General features: G+C 35.0%; 15 protein-coding genes. 13 read left to right on the forward strand and 2 right to left on the reverse strand.

All coding sequences use genetic code 11. The features are described 5' to 3' along the window. Positions 1–19: 19 nt before the first annotated feature. Entirely contained in the window at positions 20–604 is a 585-nt protein-coding gene (locus tag BST93_RS03080; RefSeq protein WP_105018031.1) for a HupE/UreJ family protein, read from the reverse strand. A 141-nt stretch (positions 605–745) separates the two neighbouring features. Between BST93_RS03080 and BST93_RS03085 the strand changes: the two genes are divergently transcribed. The 8 genes from BST93_RS03085 to BST93_RS03120 all read left to right on the forward strand — a co-directional run bounded on the left by BST93_RS03085 (position 746) and on the right by BST93_RS03120 (position 8,841). Further along, positions 746–2,986 carry a response regulator gene (locus BST93_RS03085; RefSeq protein WP_146104970.1) on the forward strand — a complete coding sequence of 747 codons (2,241 nt, stop codon included), beginning with the start codon at positions 746–748 and terminating at the stop codon, positions 2,984–2,986. A 42-nt stretch (positions 2,987–3,028) separates the two neighbouring features. Next, a complete protein-coding gene (gene rsmA, locus BST93_RS03090; RefSeq protein WP_105018033.1) occupies positions 3,029–3,877 on the forward strand; it encodes a 16S rRNA (adenine(1518)-N(6)/adenine(1519)-N(6))-dimethyltransferase RsmA in 849 nt (282 codons plus the stop codon). Positions 3,878–3,935: 58 nt separating this feature from the next. Beyond that, complete coding sequence (gene mgtE, locus BST93_RS03095; protein ID WP_060523728.1) at positions 3,936–5,285, forward strand: magnesium transporter; 1,350 nt, start codon at positions 3,936–3,938, stop codon at positions 5,283–5,285. Positions 5,286–5,343: 58 nt separating this feature from the next. Further along, a complete protein-coding gene (locus BST93_RS03100) occupies positions 5,344–5,820 on the forward strand; it encodes a hypothetical protein (RefSeq protein WP_060523730.1) in 477 nt (158 codons plus the stop codon). A 52-nt stretch (positions 5,821–5,872) separates the two neighbouring features. After that, on the forward strand, positions 5,873–6,496 hold the full coding sequence (locus BST93_RS03105) for a TIGR04282 family arsenosugar biosynthesis glycosyltransferase (protein WP_105018034.1): 624 nt from the start codon (positions 5,873–5,875) through the stop codon (positions 6,494–6,496). After that, positions 6,486–7,304: a purine-nucleoside phosphorylase gene (locus BST93_RS03110; RefSeq protein ID WP_105018035.1), complete on the forward strand. Its 819-nt coding sequence runs from the start codon at positions 6,486–6,488 to the stop codon at positions 7,302–7,304. The genes BST93_RS03105 and BST93_RS03110 overlap by 11 nt, the downstream gene beginning before the upstream one ends. Positions 7,305–7,371: 67 nt before the next feature. Next, entirely contained in the window at positions 7,372–8,127 is a 756-nt protein-coding gene (locus tag BST93_RS03115) for a DUF547 domain-containing protein (protein ID WP_105018036.1), read from the forward strand. A gap of 6 nt (positions 8,128–8,133) precedes the next feature. Beyond that, the gene (locus BST93_RS03120; protein ID WP_105018037.1) at positions 8,134–8,841 is read left to right on the forward strand and encodes a TIGR04283 family arsenosugar biosynthesis glycosyltransferase; all 708 of its coding nucleotides are present in this window, start codon (positions 8,134–8,136) and stop codon (positions 8,839–8,841) included. Here BST93_RS03120 and gldA read toward each other — a convergent pair. Continuing rightward, positions 8,838–9,740, reverse strand: coding sequence for a gliding motility-associated ABC transporter ATP-binding subunit GldA (gldA, locus tag BST93_RS03125; RefSeq protein ID WP_105018038.1), 903 nt, complete (start codon positions 9,738–9,740; stop codon positions 8,838–8,840). The genes BST93_RS03120 and gldA overlap by 4 nt on opposite strands. 333 nt (positions 9,741–10,073) lie before the next feature. Between gldA and BST93_RS03130 the strand changes: the two genes are divergently transcribed. From BST93_RS03130 to dtd, 5 genes are all read left to right on the forward strand, one after another. Then, positions 10,074–11,231, forward strand: a complete 1,158-nt coding sequence (locus tag BST93_RS03130; RefSeq protein WP_105018039.1) for a pyridoxal phosphate-dependent aminotransferase — start codon at positions 10,074–10,076, stop codon at positions 11,229–11,231. Then, positions 11,228–12,091, forward strand: coding sequence for a prephenate dehydrogenase (locus BST93_RS03135; RefSeq protein WP_181072532.1), 864 nt, complete (start codon positions 11,228–11,230; stop codon positions 12,089–12,091). The genes BST93_RS03130 and BST93_RS03135 overlap by 4 nt, the downstream gene beginning before the upstream one ends. Next, positions 12,081–13,166 carry a bifunctional 3-deoxy-7-phosphoheptulonate synthase/chorismate mutase type II gene (locus tag BST93_RS03140; protein WP_105018040.1) on the forward strand — a complete coding sequence of 362 codons (1,086 nt, stop codon included), beginning with the start codon at positions 12,081–12,083 and terminating at the stop codon, positions 13,164–13,166. Before BST93_RS03135 ends, BST93_RS03140 begins: the two co-directional genes overlap by 11 nt. A gap of 66 nt (positions 13,167–13,232) precedes the next feature. Further along, entirely contained in the window at positions 13,233–14,240 is a 1,008-nt protein-coding gene (rsgA, locus tag BST93_RS03145; protein ID WP_060523745.1) for a ribosome small subunit-dependent GTPase A, read from the forward strand. Positions 14,241–14,254: 14 nt separating this feature from the next. Then, a complete protein-coding gene (gene dtd, locus BST93_RS03150; RefSeq protein ID WP_105018041.1) occupies positions 14,255–14,749 on the forward strand; it encodes a D-aminoacyl-tRNA deacylase in 495 nt (164 codons plus the stop codon).

A 14,749-nucleotide genomic window follows, 5' to 3' on the forward strand; every position in this document is an offset into this window, starting at 1 on the left:
AAAAAAAAACATGATCGGCTTACCACATCCATCTTTCAATAAGCATCGGGATTACAATACCGAAAATAATGGCGCTTATAATTTGCACCCAATCCTTTTTACTAAACCTAAATAAACCAGTAAATATAAAGTTTAAAATCAATACGATAAGCACTATCACTAATTGAGCTAGCTCAATTCCTAGAGCAAACTCTAATAACATGAGAAAATCATTGTCTGCTCCAGCTGCTAGCATTTTGTATTCACCTGCAAAACCAAAACCATGTACTAATCCAAAAAATAAAGTAATTATTATGGTAACCCAATGTGCCTGGTCTCTATGTCTTTTACCAGTGGTAAAGATGTTGTATAAAGCTGCGATAGCGATGGTAACTGGAATAAGAAATTCTATATAGGCAGATTTTACACTCACGCCGCCATATGCTACTAGGAATAGAGATAGAGTGTGTCCTATTGTAAATGCGGTTACCAACCAGAGTAATTTTTTCCAGCTATTGAATAAATAAGGAACTGCTAACAAGGTTATGAATAAAATATGATCATAAGCGCGTAGATCTAGAACATGTTCAAAACCTTCTGTAACATATAGTATAAAATCGTTCATAATTATTTTTGGGGATTTGGTCAAAAATAAAATCTAATTATAAAAAAGTAGACAGTTTGCTGTAAAATTCTAAGTAGGAATTATCATTCGTGTGTAATTTTATTTTCTTATCTTTTGACTACTTTAAACAGCCATGCCATTTTGCTAGAACAAGTTAAAATATCTCGTGCTATTTTAAGCCTTTTAATCGGTGTGTTATCGTGTGTTCTTTGTAATAGTCAAGAGCTTGATAGCATTTATGAGGTTAAGACGACCTATACCCCTTATCAATTAGATTCTATTTTAAGTAAGTCTACCGATTATTTTAAAACGGGTCAATATAAAAAGTCTTTTGAACTCAATCAATATGCCTTACGACATGCGTTGCATGCAAAAGATCTAGATGCTATAAGCCGTAGCTATAATTATCTAGGGTTTGATTACTTGCAATTAAGAGATACTGTGCGTGCTACCGAAAATTTCAAAAAGTCGGCTCAATATTCTAAACAGTTAAATAACGATGGTGCTACTGCCGATTCCTATGTGGATCTAGCTAATGTTTATTCTCTACAAATGAAAACATTAGAAATGGCCGAAGATTATTATAAACAAGCTATTGAAATTTATGAACGCATAGGTGATATAAATGGCTTGGAATATGCTATGTATAACTACGCGGATTACTTGATTGATGTTGAACGATGGGATGATTTTAGCAAGATCGTATTGCAATTTGAGGATAAAGAGATTTTCCCTGAAGGTGTTTCTGATGACTATAAAGCATTAGTTAAAAATTTTATTGGTATTCATTACTGTAAAAATGGAAAGACTAGTGAAGCAGAAAAATACTTTCTGGAAGGTATTAAGATAACAGAAGGGCAAAACAATTCATCTGAAAAGGAAATGCTCCTTCAATCTTATTCTGTTTGTTTATTAGAAAATAATAAACTTCAACAGGCTGCCATTATTCAAGATCAGTATATTGAAACATTAAAAACAAATCAGACTAATTTCATAGAACAAGAAACAGCAAAGCTGGCGCAAAAATATAAGGTAGAGGAATACCAGCGTGAACTAGATAAAACTCGATTACAAAAACAACTGCAGGAAGAACAAATAAAAAATAGAACCATACTTAACTATGTTCTTTTCGGTCTTGTAGCGGTTGCTCTTTTGATAATTTTAATTCTAGCAAGTAATTTTTATAAGCGTAAAAGAATAATTAAACAGCTTAGAAAGAAAAACCACGCCTATCTAATCGAAAAGAAAAAGGCAGAAGATCTAGCTGAAGTTAAAAATAACTTTTTCTCAACTGTGAGTCATGAATTACGTACACCGCTTTACGGAGTAATAGGTTTAAGTTCGATTCTGTCTGAAAATAATAAAGATGCATCGCTCTCTAGTGATTTAGAGTCTTTAAAGTTTTCTGCTGATTATCTCCTAGCTTTGGTGAACAACGTTCTAGAAATTAATAGAATAGACCATAATAAAATTGAAGATGAAGAAACGGTCTTTTCAATCCGTGATTTGGTAGAGAAGATTATTAAAACCTTTGAATACTTAAAACGACAAAATAACAACACTCTAAATTCTATCATACCTGACAACCTACCTCATCGAGTAAAAGGTAACCCTACACGATTATCCCAAATATTAATGAACCTACTGGGAAATGCTAATAAGTTTACTGAAAATGGAAGTATTGTTGTTGAGTTAGAATCAATGAGAAATAATGGAGTAGCTCACATAACTTTTAAAGTTAAAGATAGCGGTACAGGTATATCAAAAGAAAGGCAACAAGAAATTTTTGAAGAGTTTAAACAAGGTGATGCTCATAGTAATCTTTATCAAGGTACTGGTTTAGGATTACCTATAGTGAAGCGTTTGCTAGATCTTTCAGGTAGTGAAATCAAATTAAACAGTGTTGAAGGAAAAGGGTCTACATTTTACTTTTCTCTTGATTTTGAAATTGCTACTTCAAGCATTCATGAAGGAAGCACAACACCTATCGTGCTTGAAAATGTATTGAAAGGACTTAATATCCTAGTTGCCGAGGACAATAAAATCAATCAAATGGTAACTAGGAAAATTCTAGAAAAGGTTGGTGTACAATGTTCTGTAGTTGAAAATGGAGCTTTGGCAATTGATTTTTATAAAAACAATCCTGTAGACCTAATTTTAATGGATGTTAATATGCCTGTTATGGATGGTATAACAGCAACCCAAAATATTAGAAAAATTAGTGACGTGCCTATAATAGCTTTGACAGCTGTTGAAATTGAAGAAGCTCGTGAGCGTATTTATTCCTCTGGGATGAATGATATAATCATAAAGCCATATGACATAAAGGAGCTGAAAAATAAGATAGCAACTACAATAATAAGTTATCGTAGTTCAAAATAGACGACCTTTGCTCTCCTTCTAAATTATCAAGAATAAAAAAAATTGGGTTACAAAAAGACAAAGAAAAACAAAGCTATCGATAAAGGGGTAACAGCTAAAAAGCATCTAGGACAACACTTTCTTAAAGATGAAACAGTGGCTATAAGAATAGCTGATGTCTTGAGCTACAATGGATATGATGAGGTGCTCGAAATTGGTCCTGGAACAGGTGTACTTACCAAACATGTTATAAGAAAGGGTATTAAGGTAACAGCCTTAGAATTGGATAGTGAGTCTGTAGTTTATCTTAAACATAGTTTTAGACTAGAACATCCCAAAGTTGTCAATGAAGATAACTTTGCTGTAATTGAGGCCGATTTCTTAAAAAAGGATTTGAATGAAATTTATGGTAATAAGCCCTTTGCTATCGTTGGTAATTTTCCTTACAACATAAGTACTCAAATTGTTTTTAAAGCTATTGAAAATCGAGATCAAGTCATAGAATTTGGTGGGATGTTTCAAAAGGAAGTAGCAGAACGTGTGTGTGCTCAACACGGCTCTAAAACATATGGTATTTTATCCGTATTATCGCAAGCCTATTATCATGCGCAGTATTTATTTACCGTAGGTAGTGAGGTATTTAATCCACCACCAAAAGTTCAAAGTGGTGTTTTAATCTTGACACGTAAAGATGATTATGATCGTTTGCCATGCTCTTATAGCACCTTAAGAAGAGTGGTAAAACTCGCTTTTCAACAACGCCGTAAAACATTGCGTAATACATTAAAATCATTGCAATTACCTGATGAAATTCGTGAACAAGAAATTTTTAGTCTTAGACCAGAGCAAATTTCTGTTCAACAATTCATAGAACTGGCTACAAAGATTGAGCAATTGTCAAACAACAAGTAAAAGGGTCTTGTAATCCTCAATCTCATTAAGGTATATTTGCATTATAAGCCTCATTATTATGCAATTTACAATTAGCACTGAGTTTTTGGATAAGATACGTTCACTCATCGAACAAGACCATAAAGATGAGTTGCGTGCGCTGTTAAGTGAGTTGCACTTTGCCGATGTGGCAGAGATTATTGACGAACTCAATCTAGATGAGGCCGTATTTATCATAAAACTTCTTGACTCTGAGAAAACTTCTGAGGCTCTTATGGAACTCGATGAGGACCAACGAGAGCGCATCATCAATGCCCTTTCACCTAAAGAAATCGCCGGTGAGCTTGAAGAAATGGATACCGATGACGCTGCAGATATTCTTAGCGAGCTTTCTGAAGAAGTAGCACAAGAGGTTATCAATGAGATCGAGGATGAACAACATGCTGAGGATATCGTAGAGTTACTGCGCTACGATGAAAATAGTGCAGGTGGACTTATGGCAAAGGAGCTCATTAAGGTTAATGAAAACTGGAGCGTGACTGGCTGTTTAAGTGAAATGCGTGCACAAGGTGAGAATGTTACTAGAGTTCATAGTATTTATGTTGTCGATAATGCCAATAAATTAAAGGGAAGATTATCTCTTAAAGATTTGATTACCGCACCAGATAATGCCCCTATAAAAGATGTGTATATACCAAAAGTTGATTTTGTCAATGTACACACAACAGGTGAAGAGGTCGCACGATTAATGCGTAAATATGATCTAGAAGCTATACCGGTGGTTGATGAACTTAACCGTTTAGTAGGTCGTATTACCATTGACGATATTGTAGACTTTATTACAGAAGAGGCTGAAAAGGATTACCAGCTAGCCAGTGGTATATCACAAGATGTAGAGGCAAACGATAGTATTTGGGATTTGACCAAAGCACGATTACCATGGTTAGTACTAGGACTAATGGGTGGAATAGGAGCCGCTGCAATCATGGAAGGTTTTGAGGCAGATCTGGAAAATAATGCAGTACTCTACTTTTTTACACCGCTTATAGCCGCCATGGCTGGTAATGTAGGTGTTCAATCTAGCGCGATTATCGTACAAGGTATCGCAAATGACGATTTAAAAGGAAGTATTGGTAACCGTTTGATTAAAGAAGTGCTTCTAGCAATGCTTAATGGTTTTATTTTGGCTATTTTGTTATTAGCTTATACCATAGCTACACAGCAAAGTATTTTAACCTGTATCGCAATTTCAGTATCTTTATTTTCAGTGATAATAGTCGCTGGTTTAGTAGGGACATTTGTACCGCTAGCCTTACACAAAAAAGGAATTGACCCAGCAATAGCAACAGGACCATTTATAACCACTAGTAACGATATTTTTGGAATATTAATCTATTTTATGATTGCCAAAGCTATTATCGGGATATAATTGAAGTGTTATTATTACGCTTTCGCGAAAGCGTAATCACCATCTAGCAATTAGAAATATGAAAGCAGCAAGTGCCAAAGAAATAAGGGATGAGCTCAAATCCAGGTCTGAGGATGATTTGAGACAAGTCATTCAACGCCTTGCCAGATTTAAAAAAGAAAATAAAGAGCTACTTACCTACATTCTTTTTGAAGCAGACTACGAGCAGGGATACGTTGACAGGATTAAAGCGTATATTGATGAAAAGGTACTAGAAGTAAACACGTCAAATCTTTATTACGGTAAAAAGAACATACGCAAGCTACTCAAAGAAGTAAAAAAATTCATTAGATATTCTGGAAATAAAGAAACCGAGGTTCAATTACTGATCCATTTTGTATACGCACTTAGAGAGAATGTTCCTAAAGTTTTTAATTCAAAAGTGATAAGAGATTTAGTGGCTAGGCAAATAACCTTAATTAAGGTGCGTATTTCTACACTTCATGAAGATTTACAATTCGATTATGAGCAAGAGCTTAATATGATCGAACTTTAGTTTTAGCAAAGTTTTTTATACTTAATTGCGGTATTACTTTATACTTGTAGTGATGAAGGAACAAAATGCAGCATTACTTATTTTTACTCGTAATCCAGAATTGGGTAAAGGTAAACGTAGACTAGCAGCTACAATTGGAGATCAAGCTACTCTAGAAGTTTATAAGTTTTTACTCAACCATACCAAAACTATTACAGAACCATTGAAAGTGGTCAAACAAGTCTGGTATTCTGAAAAAATTCATGAAAACGACATTTGGCCTGATGATGTGTTTAAAAAGCATGTACAGGTAAAGGGTGATTTGGGAATAAAGATGAGTGCAGCTTTTGAAAAGGCTCTCAAAGAGTACGATCGAGTTGTGATTATAGGCAGTGATTTGTACGATCTGTCTTCTCAAGACCTTAATCTAGCCTTTGAAACGCTTAATACTCATGATGCTGTAATAGGACCAGCCACTGATGGTGGATATTACTTATTGGGTTTTAATAAAAATATCCCAAAAGGAATTTTTGAAGACAAGCAATGGGGAACTGGTACAGTTTATGAAGACACCATCAGAGATCTTAAGAAATTAAATTATGCTACCTTAGAACCGCGTAATGATGTCGATTATTACGAGGATATAAAAGATGTTCAAGCATTTCAACCATTTTTAAAAAATATAGATGTTAAGTAAGAAACAATTAGAAAATTCAGTTAAGTATCTAGAAGAACTAGGATTTGACAAGCCTGAAGTAGGAATTGTGTTAGGAACTGGTCTAGGTCAATTAGTTGATAAAATTGAACAACCCGTTGTTGCTCATTATAATAACATACCGTCATTTCCTTTAGCTACTGTTGAGTTTCATACAGGAAAACTGATATACGGTACAATGGGAGGAAAAAAAGTCGTTGTTATGCAAGGACGTTTTCATTTGTATGAAGGTTATGATTTTATGGATATCACCTATCCAATAAGAGTAATGAATGAGCTAGGAATTAAAAACTTACTGATATCAAATGCTGCCGGTGCTGTAAATCTTAATATGAAAAAGGGTGACATGATGTTAATTGATGATCATATCAATTTACAAGGTGGCAGCCCATTGGCATTTAAAAATGTAGGAGAGTTTGGTGAGCGATTTGTAGATATGAGTGCACCCTATGATAAACAGATGTGCGCTAAGATTAAAGATATCGCTAGTAGTAAGAAAATAACTTTACATACTGGTGTTTATGCCAGTGTGGTCGGACCACAATTAGAAACTAGAGCAGAATATCGTATGCTCAAAATTCTAGGTGCCGATGCCGTAGGAATGAGTACGGTCCCAGAAGTTATCGTTGCAAATCATTTAGGACTACCTGTTGTTGCAGTATCTGTTCTTACAGATGAATGCGATCCAGATAACCTACAGCCAATCAATGTTCCAGAAATTATAGAAGTGGCAGGAAAAGCGGAGCCTAAAATGGTAGAGCTTTTCAAGAGCTTAATTGAATCGTTGTAAAGTCAAAAAAAGGTTTGTGACATTATTGTGAACTCATTTTCATTACTTGCGTTAAAAATTTGAAGTCATGAAATATATATTAATACACTTGTTTTTTCTTTTAGGTACTTGTAATGTGAGTAATGACCTTTTAGTACAAGAATTTGATTCTCGTCAATCGGTTTCACCTGTAGATCATTCGATATTTGATAACTTGTTACGCACCTATGTGAATCAAGAAGGATTTGTAGATTATAAGGGTTGGAAAAAGGATAAGATTAAACTAGACGAATATTTAGTTTATCTAGGCAACCACAAACCTAGTTCAAGTTGGGATAAAAAGAGCACCTTGGCTTACTATATCAATTTATATAATGCGGCAGCAGTACAACTGATTTTGGAAAATAATATGCCGGAAAGTATTAAGGATATAGGAGGCACTTTTAATTCAGTGTGGAATAAGGAATATATCTCGATTAAAGGGGAAAAGTATTCACTTAATGATATTGAAAAAGGTATACTTTTAAAAATGGGCGATCCAAGGGTGCATTTTGCCATAAACTGCGCTAGTTATTCTTGTCCCAAATTACAAAATCGCGCTTTTACTAAAGATAATTTGGAAGAATTGATGGAAAAAGGAGCTCGTGAATTTATTAACTCATCAAAAAATGACATTTCAAGAGATAAGGTCTCTTTAAGTAAAATTTTTAAATGGTATAAAGATGATTTTACTTCAAAAGAGTTAGGTCTGATTGATTACCTCAACAAATACAGTACGGTAAAGATTAATAAAAATGCTTCCATAGATTATAAGGATTACAATTGGAAGCTTAATAAACAATAGTATATAATGATAAGTATAATTGTTCCAGTATTGAATGAAGAAAAGGGAATAATTTCACTTCTTGAATATTTGGAACAATCTGCAAGCGATTCTAGACAGCTTGAAATATTGATTGTAGACGGCGGCAGTACTGATAGAACTCCAGTATTAATTGAAGAGTACCGACTATCGACTAATTGTTTTAAAGCAGTAACCTTGTTGCATTCAAAAAAGGGTCGAAGTAAACAAATGCATCATGGAGCGCAGCATGCACAAGGTTCCATCCTTTACTTCCTTCATGCAGATTCTTATCCACCTGTAAAATTTGACCAATTAATTGTTGACGCAGTAAATAGAAATCAAAAAGCGGGTTGTTTTAGAATGAAGTTTGATAATCCCAATTGGTGGTTGTTTCTTATGGGATGGTTTACAAGGTTTTCTTGGAAAGTATCTCGTGGTGGTGACCAGTCTCAATTTATATGCAATAAGATGTACACTAAAATTGGTGGTTACGACACAAGTTTACCAATTTACGAGGACTATGATCTTATCAATAAGCTATATGCCATAAACTGTTATACGGTTTTACCACAAGTTCTTACTACTAGTTCTAGACGGTATAAGGATGTAGGTATCTTTAAATTGCAATGGTATTACTTGAATATCTATTACCGCAAGTGGCGAGGTGATAGCATCCAGCAATTGCACGAATATTATCTAAAATATTGTGACTAGTTCTTTGTAAGCTCATGGAACAAAGTCTCAAGATCTCGATTAAGCTTATTCAAGGATAGAATTTTTAATCCATTATCATGTGCAAAATCAAAAACTGCGCTGCGCATGTCTTCATGGGTGTTAAAGCTTAACAAGTATTTGAATCCTGAAAGTTCTTTTACTTCTCGTACTTTTTTAATCTCAGAAAGTAGCTCCACTTCTACGCGGTAGTCAAATTCCACTTCAATTTCTTGATTTGAGTCACCTTTCAAGTTTTTCAGTAAATCATCGGCAACTATATTGCCTTTATTGATGATGATTACACGGTCACACATGGCTTCAACTTCTTGCATGATATGGGTAGAAAGAAGAATAGTAGTAGTCTTACCAACCTTACGTATCAATTCTCTTATTTCTACTAATTGATTAGGATCAAGACCAGTAGTAGGCTCATCTAGTATTAATACCTTAGGTTTATGTAACAAGGCATGAGCGAGTCCTACACGTTGCTTATATCCTTTAGAAAGCTCTTTTATTTTTTTACCTGCATGAGTGGTCAAACCTGTTTCCTTGATCACCTCGTCTATTCGTTCTTTGGCATTCTTTACCTTATAAACATCTGCGGTAAATTTCAAATATTCACGCACATACATATCAGGGTACAAGGGATTATGCTCAGGTAAATATCCTATAGAGCTTTGAACTTGTCTCGCTGCGGTCTTTACATCATGATCGTTAACTAATACCTCACCATCGTCCGCATTTAGATAAGTGGTGATTATACGCATCATGGTAGATTTACCAGCGCCATTAGGTCCTAGAAACCCAACTATTTCGCCTGATTTAATCGTAAAACTTACTTGGTTTAGTGCTTTTTGCGTACCGTAATGTTTAGTAACTTTTCTTACTTCTATTGACATAAGGTAAAGATAAAGAAAGAACGTTATTACGCTTTCGCGAAAGCATTATATTTTTTATTCACCTAGTTATCAAGGTTAATTTTTTCTCATTTTTAAATATTTACTTGATTTTTAATAATTCTGTATTACTTTTACCATCAATTATGAACAACAATCATTTCTGGTACGGATATTACTTTTACCCAAAAGGGTAACAGGACCGTGTGGAAATAATCTAATATATCTAAGTCCTGACCCTTTTAAGTCAGGACTTTTTTTATTGGGTCATTTTTCAATCAGATTAAATTTTTAAAGCTTCACTCAAGTAAGTGAAATAAGAATATAAAAATTATCATGCTAGTTGCAGCAAATAGATTAAATAATGTCAAAGAATACTACTTCTCTCAAAAATTGAAAGAAGTGCGAGAACTTGTAGCATCTGGCAAGCCTGTTATAAATGCAGGAATTGGTAGCCCAGATTTATTGCCACCGCAAGAGGTTGTTAACACCATCAGTCAGGCTGTTAAAGAACCTTATGCAAATAAATATCAGAGTTATTTAGGTCTTCCCGAATTAAGATCTGCTATGGCTCAATTTTATGAAAGCCACTATGGAGTGTGTGTGAATCCCGACGGTCAAATATTACCACTCATGGGTAGCAAGGAAGGAATTATGCACATCTCCTTGGCTTTCTTAAATTCTGGTGATCAGGTTCTTGTACCTGATCCTGGTTACCCAACTTACTCTGCGGTTGCGCAGTTGTGTGAGGCTCAGGCAATACCATACACTCTAAAAAAAGAGTGTGGTTATCAACCAGAATTTGACCAATTAGAAAAATTAGATCTATCAAAGGTAAAAATTATGTGGGTAAACTATCCACACATGCCTACAGGAGCTAGGGCTACTCGTGATGTTTTTGAAAAATTGATTGCTTTTGGTAAAAGACATAACATACTCATTGTAAATGATAACCCATACAGTCTTATAGGATATGAACGACCATTGAGTATAATGAAAATTGAAGGTGTTTCCAATGGTATTATCGAGCTTAATTCATTAAGCAAATCTTTCAATATTGCAGGATGGCGAGTAGGAATGATGATAGCGAGTAAGGAGTTAATAAATCAGGTTCTAAAGGTCAAAACCAATATGGATAGCGGTATGTTTTACGGTATTCAACAAGGTGCAATTACCGCGCTTAGAACTTCGAAATATTGGTTGCAAGAGCAAAATCATACTTATGCATCCAGAAGAGTTTTGATGGAAGAATTTGCTAGATCTCTAGATTGCAGGCCTATTAATAAAGAAGGTGGTATGTTTTTATGGTGTGCATTGCCACAAGGTAAAAAGGATTCATTGTCTTTTGTGGATGAGGTTCTTGCTAGATATGAAGTGTTTATTGCACCTGGAGATATTTTTGGTAACGAAGGTAAAGGACATGTTCGTTTTTCACTTTGTGTTCCCGAGGATCAAATAAAAACAATGTTGAATCGCACACTAATGACCGTATGATTAATAAAATAGCAGTGATAGGCGTCGGGTTAATAGGTGGTTCGATAGTAAGGGATTGTAAGAAAAAATGGCCTAATTTAGAATGTACAGGGATTGATATTAATCCAAAGAATATAAGCAAGGCTGTTGAGCTAGGTTGGGTTGATAAACAAGGATCTATCAACGACTTGCAAAACATGGATGTGGTGATAATCTCCATACCAGTAAATGCAATAGAAAATGAGCTCAAGGATATTCTAGATCGTATATCGCCAAATACCTTGGTAATGGATACGGGTTCTACAAAAAATGCCATTTGTAAATCAGTAGAAAATCATAAAAACAGACATCAATTTCTAGCAGCCCATCCTATTGCAGGAACCGAGTATTCGGGTCCAGATGCGGCTTTAGAAGGTCTCTTTATAGACAAAACAATGATTGTTTGTGAAATTGAGAAAACACAATTTAAATTACAAAATAGAGCCAAAGAAATTTTTGAAACTTTAAAGTGTAAAGTGCGTTACATGACACCACTAGCACACGATAAGCATATCGCTTATGTTTCACATCTTTCCCATATCTCCAGCTTCATGCTGGGTAAAACAGTTATGCAGGAAGAGGAAAGTGAACGAGATATTTTTGATCTAGCAGGTAGTGGTTTTGAAAGTACTGTAAGACTAGCAAAAAGTTCGCCAGCTATGTGGACAGCTATTTTTTCTCAAAACAAAGAGCACGTTATAGCTAGTTTAGATAGGTATGTAGAAAATTTATCACGCTTTCGCGAAAGCATAATCAACAACGACACTACTACCATGTATAAAGAGTTAGAGTCGACAAATAGAATAAAAAATATATTAGAAGGAATAAAAAATGGAGAATAAGAAAGAATTTAAAAGTTGGTTAGAAGGCCATAACTTACCGCATCCACTAGTGATTGCAGGACCATGTAGTGCCGAAACTGAAGAGCAAGTTTTGAAAATTGCTCATGAATTAAAAGATAGTGATGTGACCTATTACCGCGCCGGTATATGGAAGCCGCGCACGAGACCTGGGAATTTTGAAGGAGTAGGAGCAATAGGTCTTAAATGGTTACAACGAGTAAAAGAAGAAACAGGACTATTAACCGCAACCGAAGTAGCTAATCGCAATCACGTGGAACTAGCACTAGAACACGATATTGATATGCTTTGGATAGGAGCCCGATCAACAGTGAGTCCATTTATAGTGCAAGAAATTGCCGATGCTCTAGAAGGTACAGATAAAGTAGTGCTTATAAAAAATCCAGTCAATCCGGATTTAGCATTATGGATAGGAGCAGTTGAGCGTATTCACAATGCAGGTATCAATAAATTGGGAGTGATTCATAGAGGATTTTCTACCTATGACAAATCTAAATATAGAAATAATCCAGAATGGCAAATCGCAGTAGACTTTCAAACTAGGTTTCCAGATATACCTTTAATTAATGACCCTTCTCATATTACAGGTAAACGAGATATGATATTTGATGTGTCACAGACTGCGCTTGATTTGAATTTTGATGGTTTGATGATTGAAACGCATCACACGCCAGATAAGGCATGGAGCGATGCGGCCCAACAAGTTACTCCAGATACCCTAAAACAAATCTTTAAAGATTTGAGAATAAGAAAAACAAGCGATAACGAAGCAGTGTACAAACAAGAACTCAGTCAATTAAGAGCTCAAATCGATGTTGTCGATCAAGACTTAATTGAAACTATGGGTAGACGTATGAAAATAGCCGACTCTATAGGTGCTCTTAAAAAGGAACGTAACGTAGCAATTCTTCAATCAAAAAGGTGGAACGAGATCTTAGGAAGAATGATCTTACTAGGTGAAGAACAAGGCTTGAGTGAAGAATTCATTCTTAAGGTATTCAAAGCTGTACATCAAGAATCAATTGCACATCAAGAGAAAGTGATTAAAGCAGAATAAATAAGCTTATAAACAAGATATAACATTGTGAACTTGTAAATTTGTGAAAATCACTTAAGAAAACACATGACAGGAACGGTCTATCGATCTACAGGAAGTTGGTATGAGGTGAAATCTCATGAAAACCAACAATTTTATAACTGTAGAATCAAGGGTAAATTTAGAATTCAAGGAATAAAAAGTACCAATCCTGTTGCGGTAGGCGATATAGTTGAATTTGATATTGAACAAAAGGGTGATGAAGAAGTAGGTATCATTCACGATATACATGATAGAGAAAACTATATCATTAGAAAATCGGTGAATTTGAGTAAACAAACTCATATTATCGCTGCCAATGTTGATCAAGTTTTCTTACTCGTGACCTTAAATAATCCGCCTACTTACACCTCATTTATTGATAGGTTTCTAGCTGCGGCACAAGCCTACGATATTCCGGTAGTTTTGCTATTTAACAAAGTAGATACGTATAGTGATGATCAACAAGAAGCAACTATAGATCCAGAGACAGGTGAAGAAGTGACCACAATGACCGAGCTCGATCAAGTAAGATATTTGATGTTTATGTACAAATCTATAGGATATGAATGCCTGGCAATAAGTGCACAAACAGGAAAAAATATTGATCAATTAAAGAAGTTGATGAAGGGTAAAACTAGCATGTTTGCCGGTCACAGTGGTGCAGGTAAAAGTTCCACTGCAAATGCTATAGAGCCACAGCTTGATCTTAAGACAAAAATTATATCTGAACAGCATAAACAAGGTCAACACACGACAACTTTTGCCCAAATGTTTGATCTAGAGTTAGATGGTCGTTTGATCGACACGCCAGGGATAAAAGGCTTTGGAATTGTTGATATGGAGCCAGAGGAAATAGGAGATTATTTCAAAGAGATTTTTGCCCTCAAACAAAATTGTAAATTCAATAACTGTTTGCATGTTGAAGAGCCTAAATGCGCGGTGAAAGAAGCAGTGGAGAACGGCGAGATTTTTGAAAGCAGATATCAAAGCTATTTAAGCATGATCACTGGTGAGGACGATCAACACTATAGAGTTGATAAATATCAAAATTAAAATTCTTTCCTATTATGAAAGCTGTATTACAACGTGTTGATCATGCTAGCGTTACTATCAATAATGAAGTTCATAATGAGATAGGTAAAGGTTTACTCATATTTTTAGGAATAACAAAATTAGATACTCAAGAGGATATTGAATATTTAGTAAAGAAAATTCTTAATATGCGTATTTTCTCAGATGGCGACGGTAAGATGAATTTAAGCCTTCTTGACACAATTGGTGAAGTTTTGGTGATATCCCAGTTCACACTTTATGCATCTACAAAAAAAGGGAATCGCCCCAGTTTTATTAACGCAGCAAGACCCGATGTAGCGATACCGTTATATGAAAGTTTTAAAAAAGAATTGGAGGAAGCGTATTATTCTGATGTGGATAATTCCGCTTTCGCGAAAGCGAACTTTAAAACATCACCTATAAAATCTGGAGTCTTTGGCGCCGACATGAGAGTAAGCTTAATAAATGATGGCCCAGTGACAATAGTAATAGATAGTAAAAATAAATAA

Source organism: Nonlabens tegetincola (genome assembly GCF_002954355.1).
GTDB classification, from domain to species: Bacteria; Bacteroidota; Bacteroidia; order Flavobacteriales; family Flavobacteriaceae; genus Nonlabens; species Nonlabens tegetincola.

Bases quoted from the DNA above. Each gene is read 5' to 3' on its own strand.
- BST93_RS03080 (WP_105018031.1), bottom strand. From the start codon at position 604: ATGAACGATTTTATACTATATGTTACAGAAGGTTTTGAACATGTTCTA.
- mgtE (WP_060523728.1), top strand. From the start codon at position 3,936: ATGCAATTTACAATTAGCACTGAGTTTTTGGATAAGATACGTTCACTC.
- BST93_RS03100 (WP_060523730.1), top strand. From the start codon at position 5,344: ATGAAAGCAGCAAGTGCCAAAGAAATAAGGGATGAGCTCAAATCCAGG.
- BST93_RS03105 (WP_105018034.1), top strand. From the start codon at position 5,873: ATGAAGGAACAAAATGCAGCATTACTTATTTTTACTCGTAATCCAGAA.
- BST93_RS03110 (WP_105018035.1), top strand. From the start codon at position 6,486: ATGTTAAGTAAGAAACAATTAGAAAATTCAGTTAAGTATCTAGAAGAA.
- BST93_RS03115 (WP_105018036.1), top strand. From the start codon at position 7,372: ATGAAATATATATTAATACACTTGTTTTTTCTTTTAGGTACTTGTAAT.
- BST93_RS03120 (WP_105018037.1), top strand. From the start codon at position 8,134: ATGATAAGTATAATTGTTCCAGTATTGAATGAAGAAAAGGGAATAATT.
- gldA (WP_105018038.1), bottom strand. From the start codon at position 9,740: ATGTCAATAGAAGTAAGAAAAGTTACTAAACATTACGGTACGCAAAAA.
- BST93_RS03130 (WP_105018039.1), top strand. From the start codon at position 10,074: ATGCTAGTTGCAGCAAATAGATTAAATAATGTCAAAGAATACTACTTC.
- BST93_RS03135 (WP_181072532.1), top strand. From the start codon at position 11,228: ATGATTAATAAAATAGCAGTGATAGGCGTCGGGTTAATAGGTGGTTCG.
- BST93_RS03140 (WP_105018040.1), top strand. From the start codon at position 12,081: ATGGAGAATAAGAAAGAATTTAAAAGTTGGTTAGAAGGCCATAACTTA.
- rsgA (WP_060523745.1), top strand. From the start codon at position 13,233: ATGACAGGAACGGTCTATCGATCTACAGGAAGTTGGTATGAGGTGAAA.
- dtd (WP_105018041.1), top strand. From the start codon at position 14,255: ATGAAAGCTGTATTACAACGTGTTGATCATGCTAGCGTTACTATCAAT.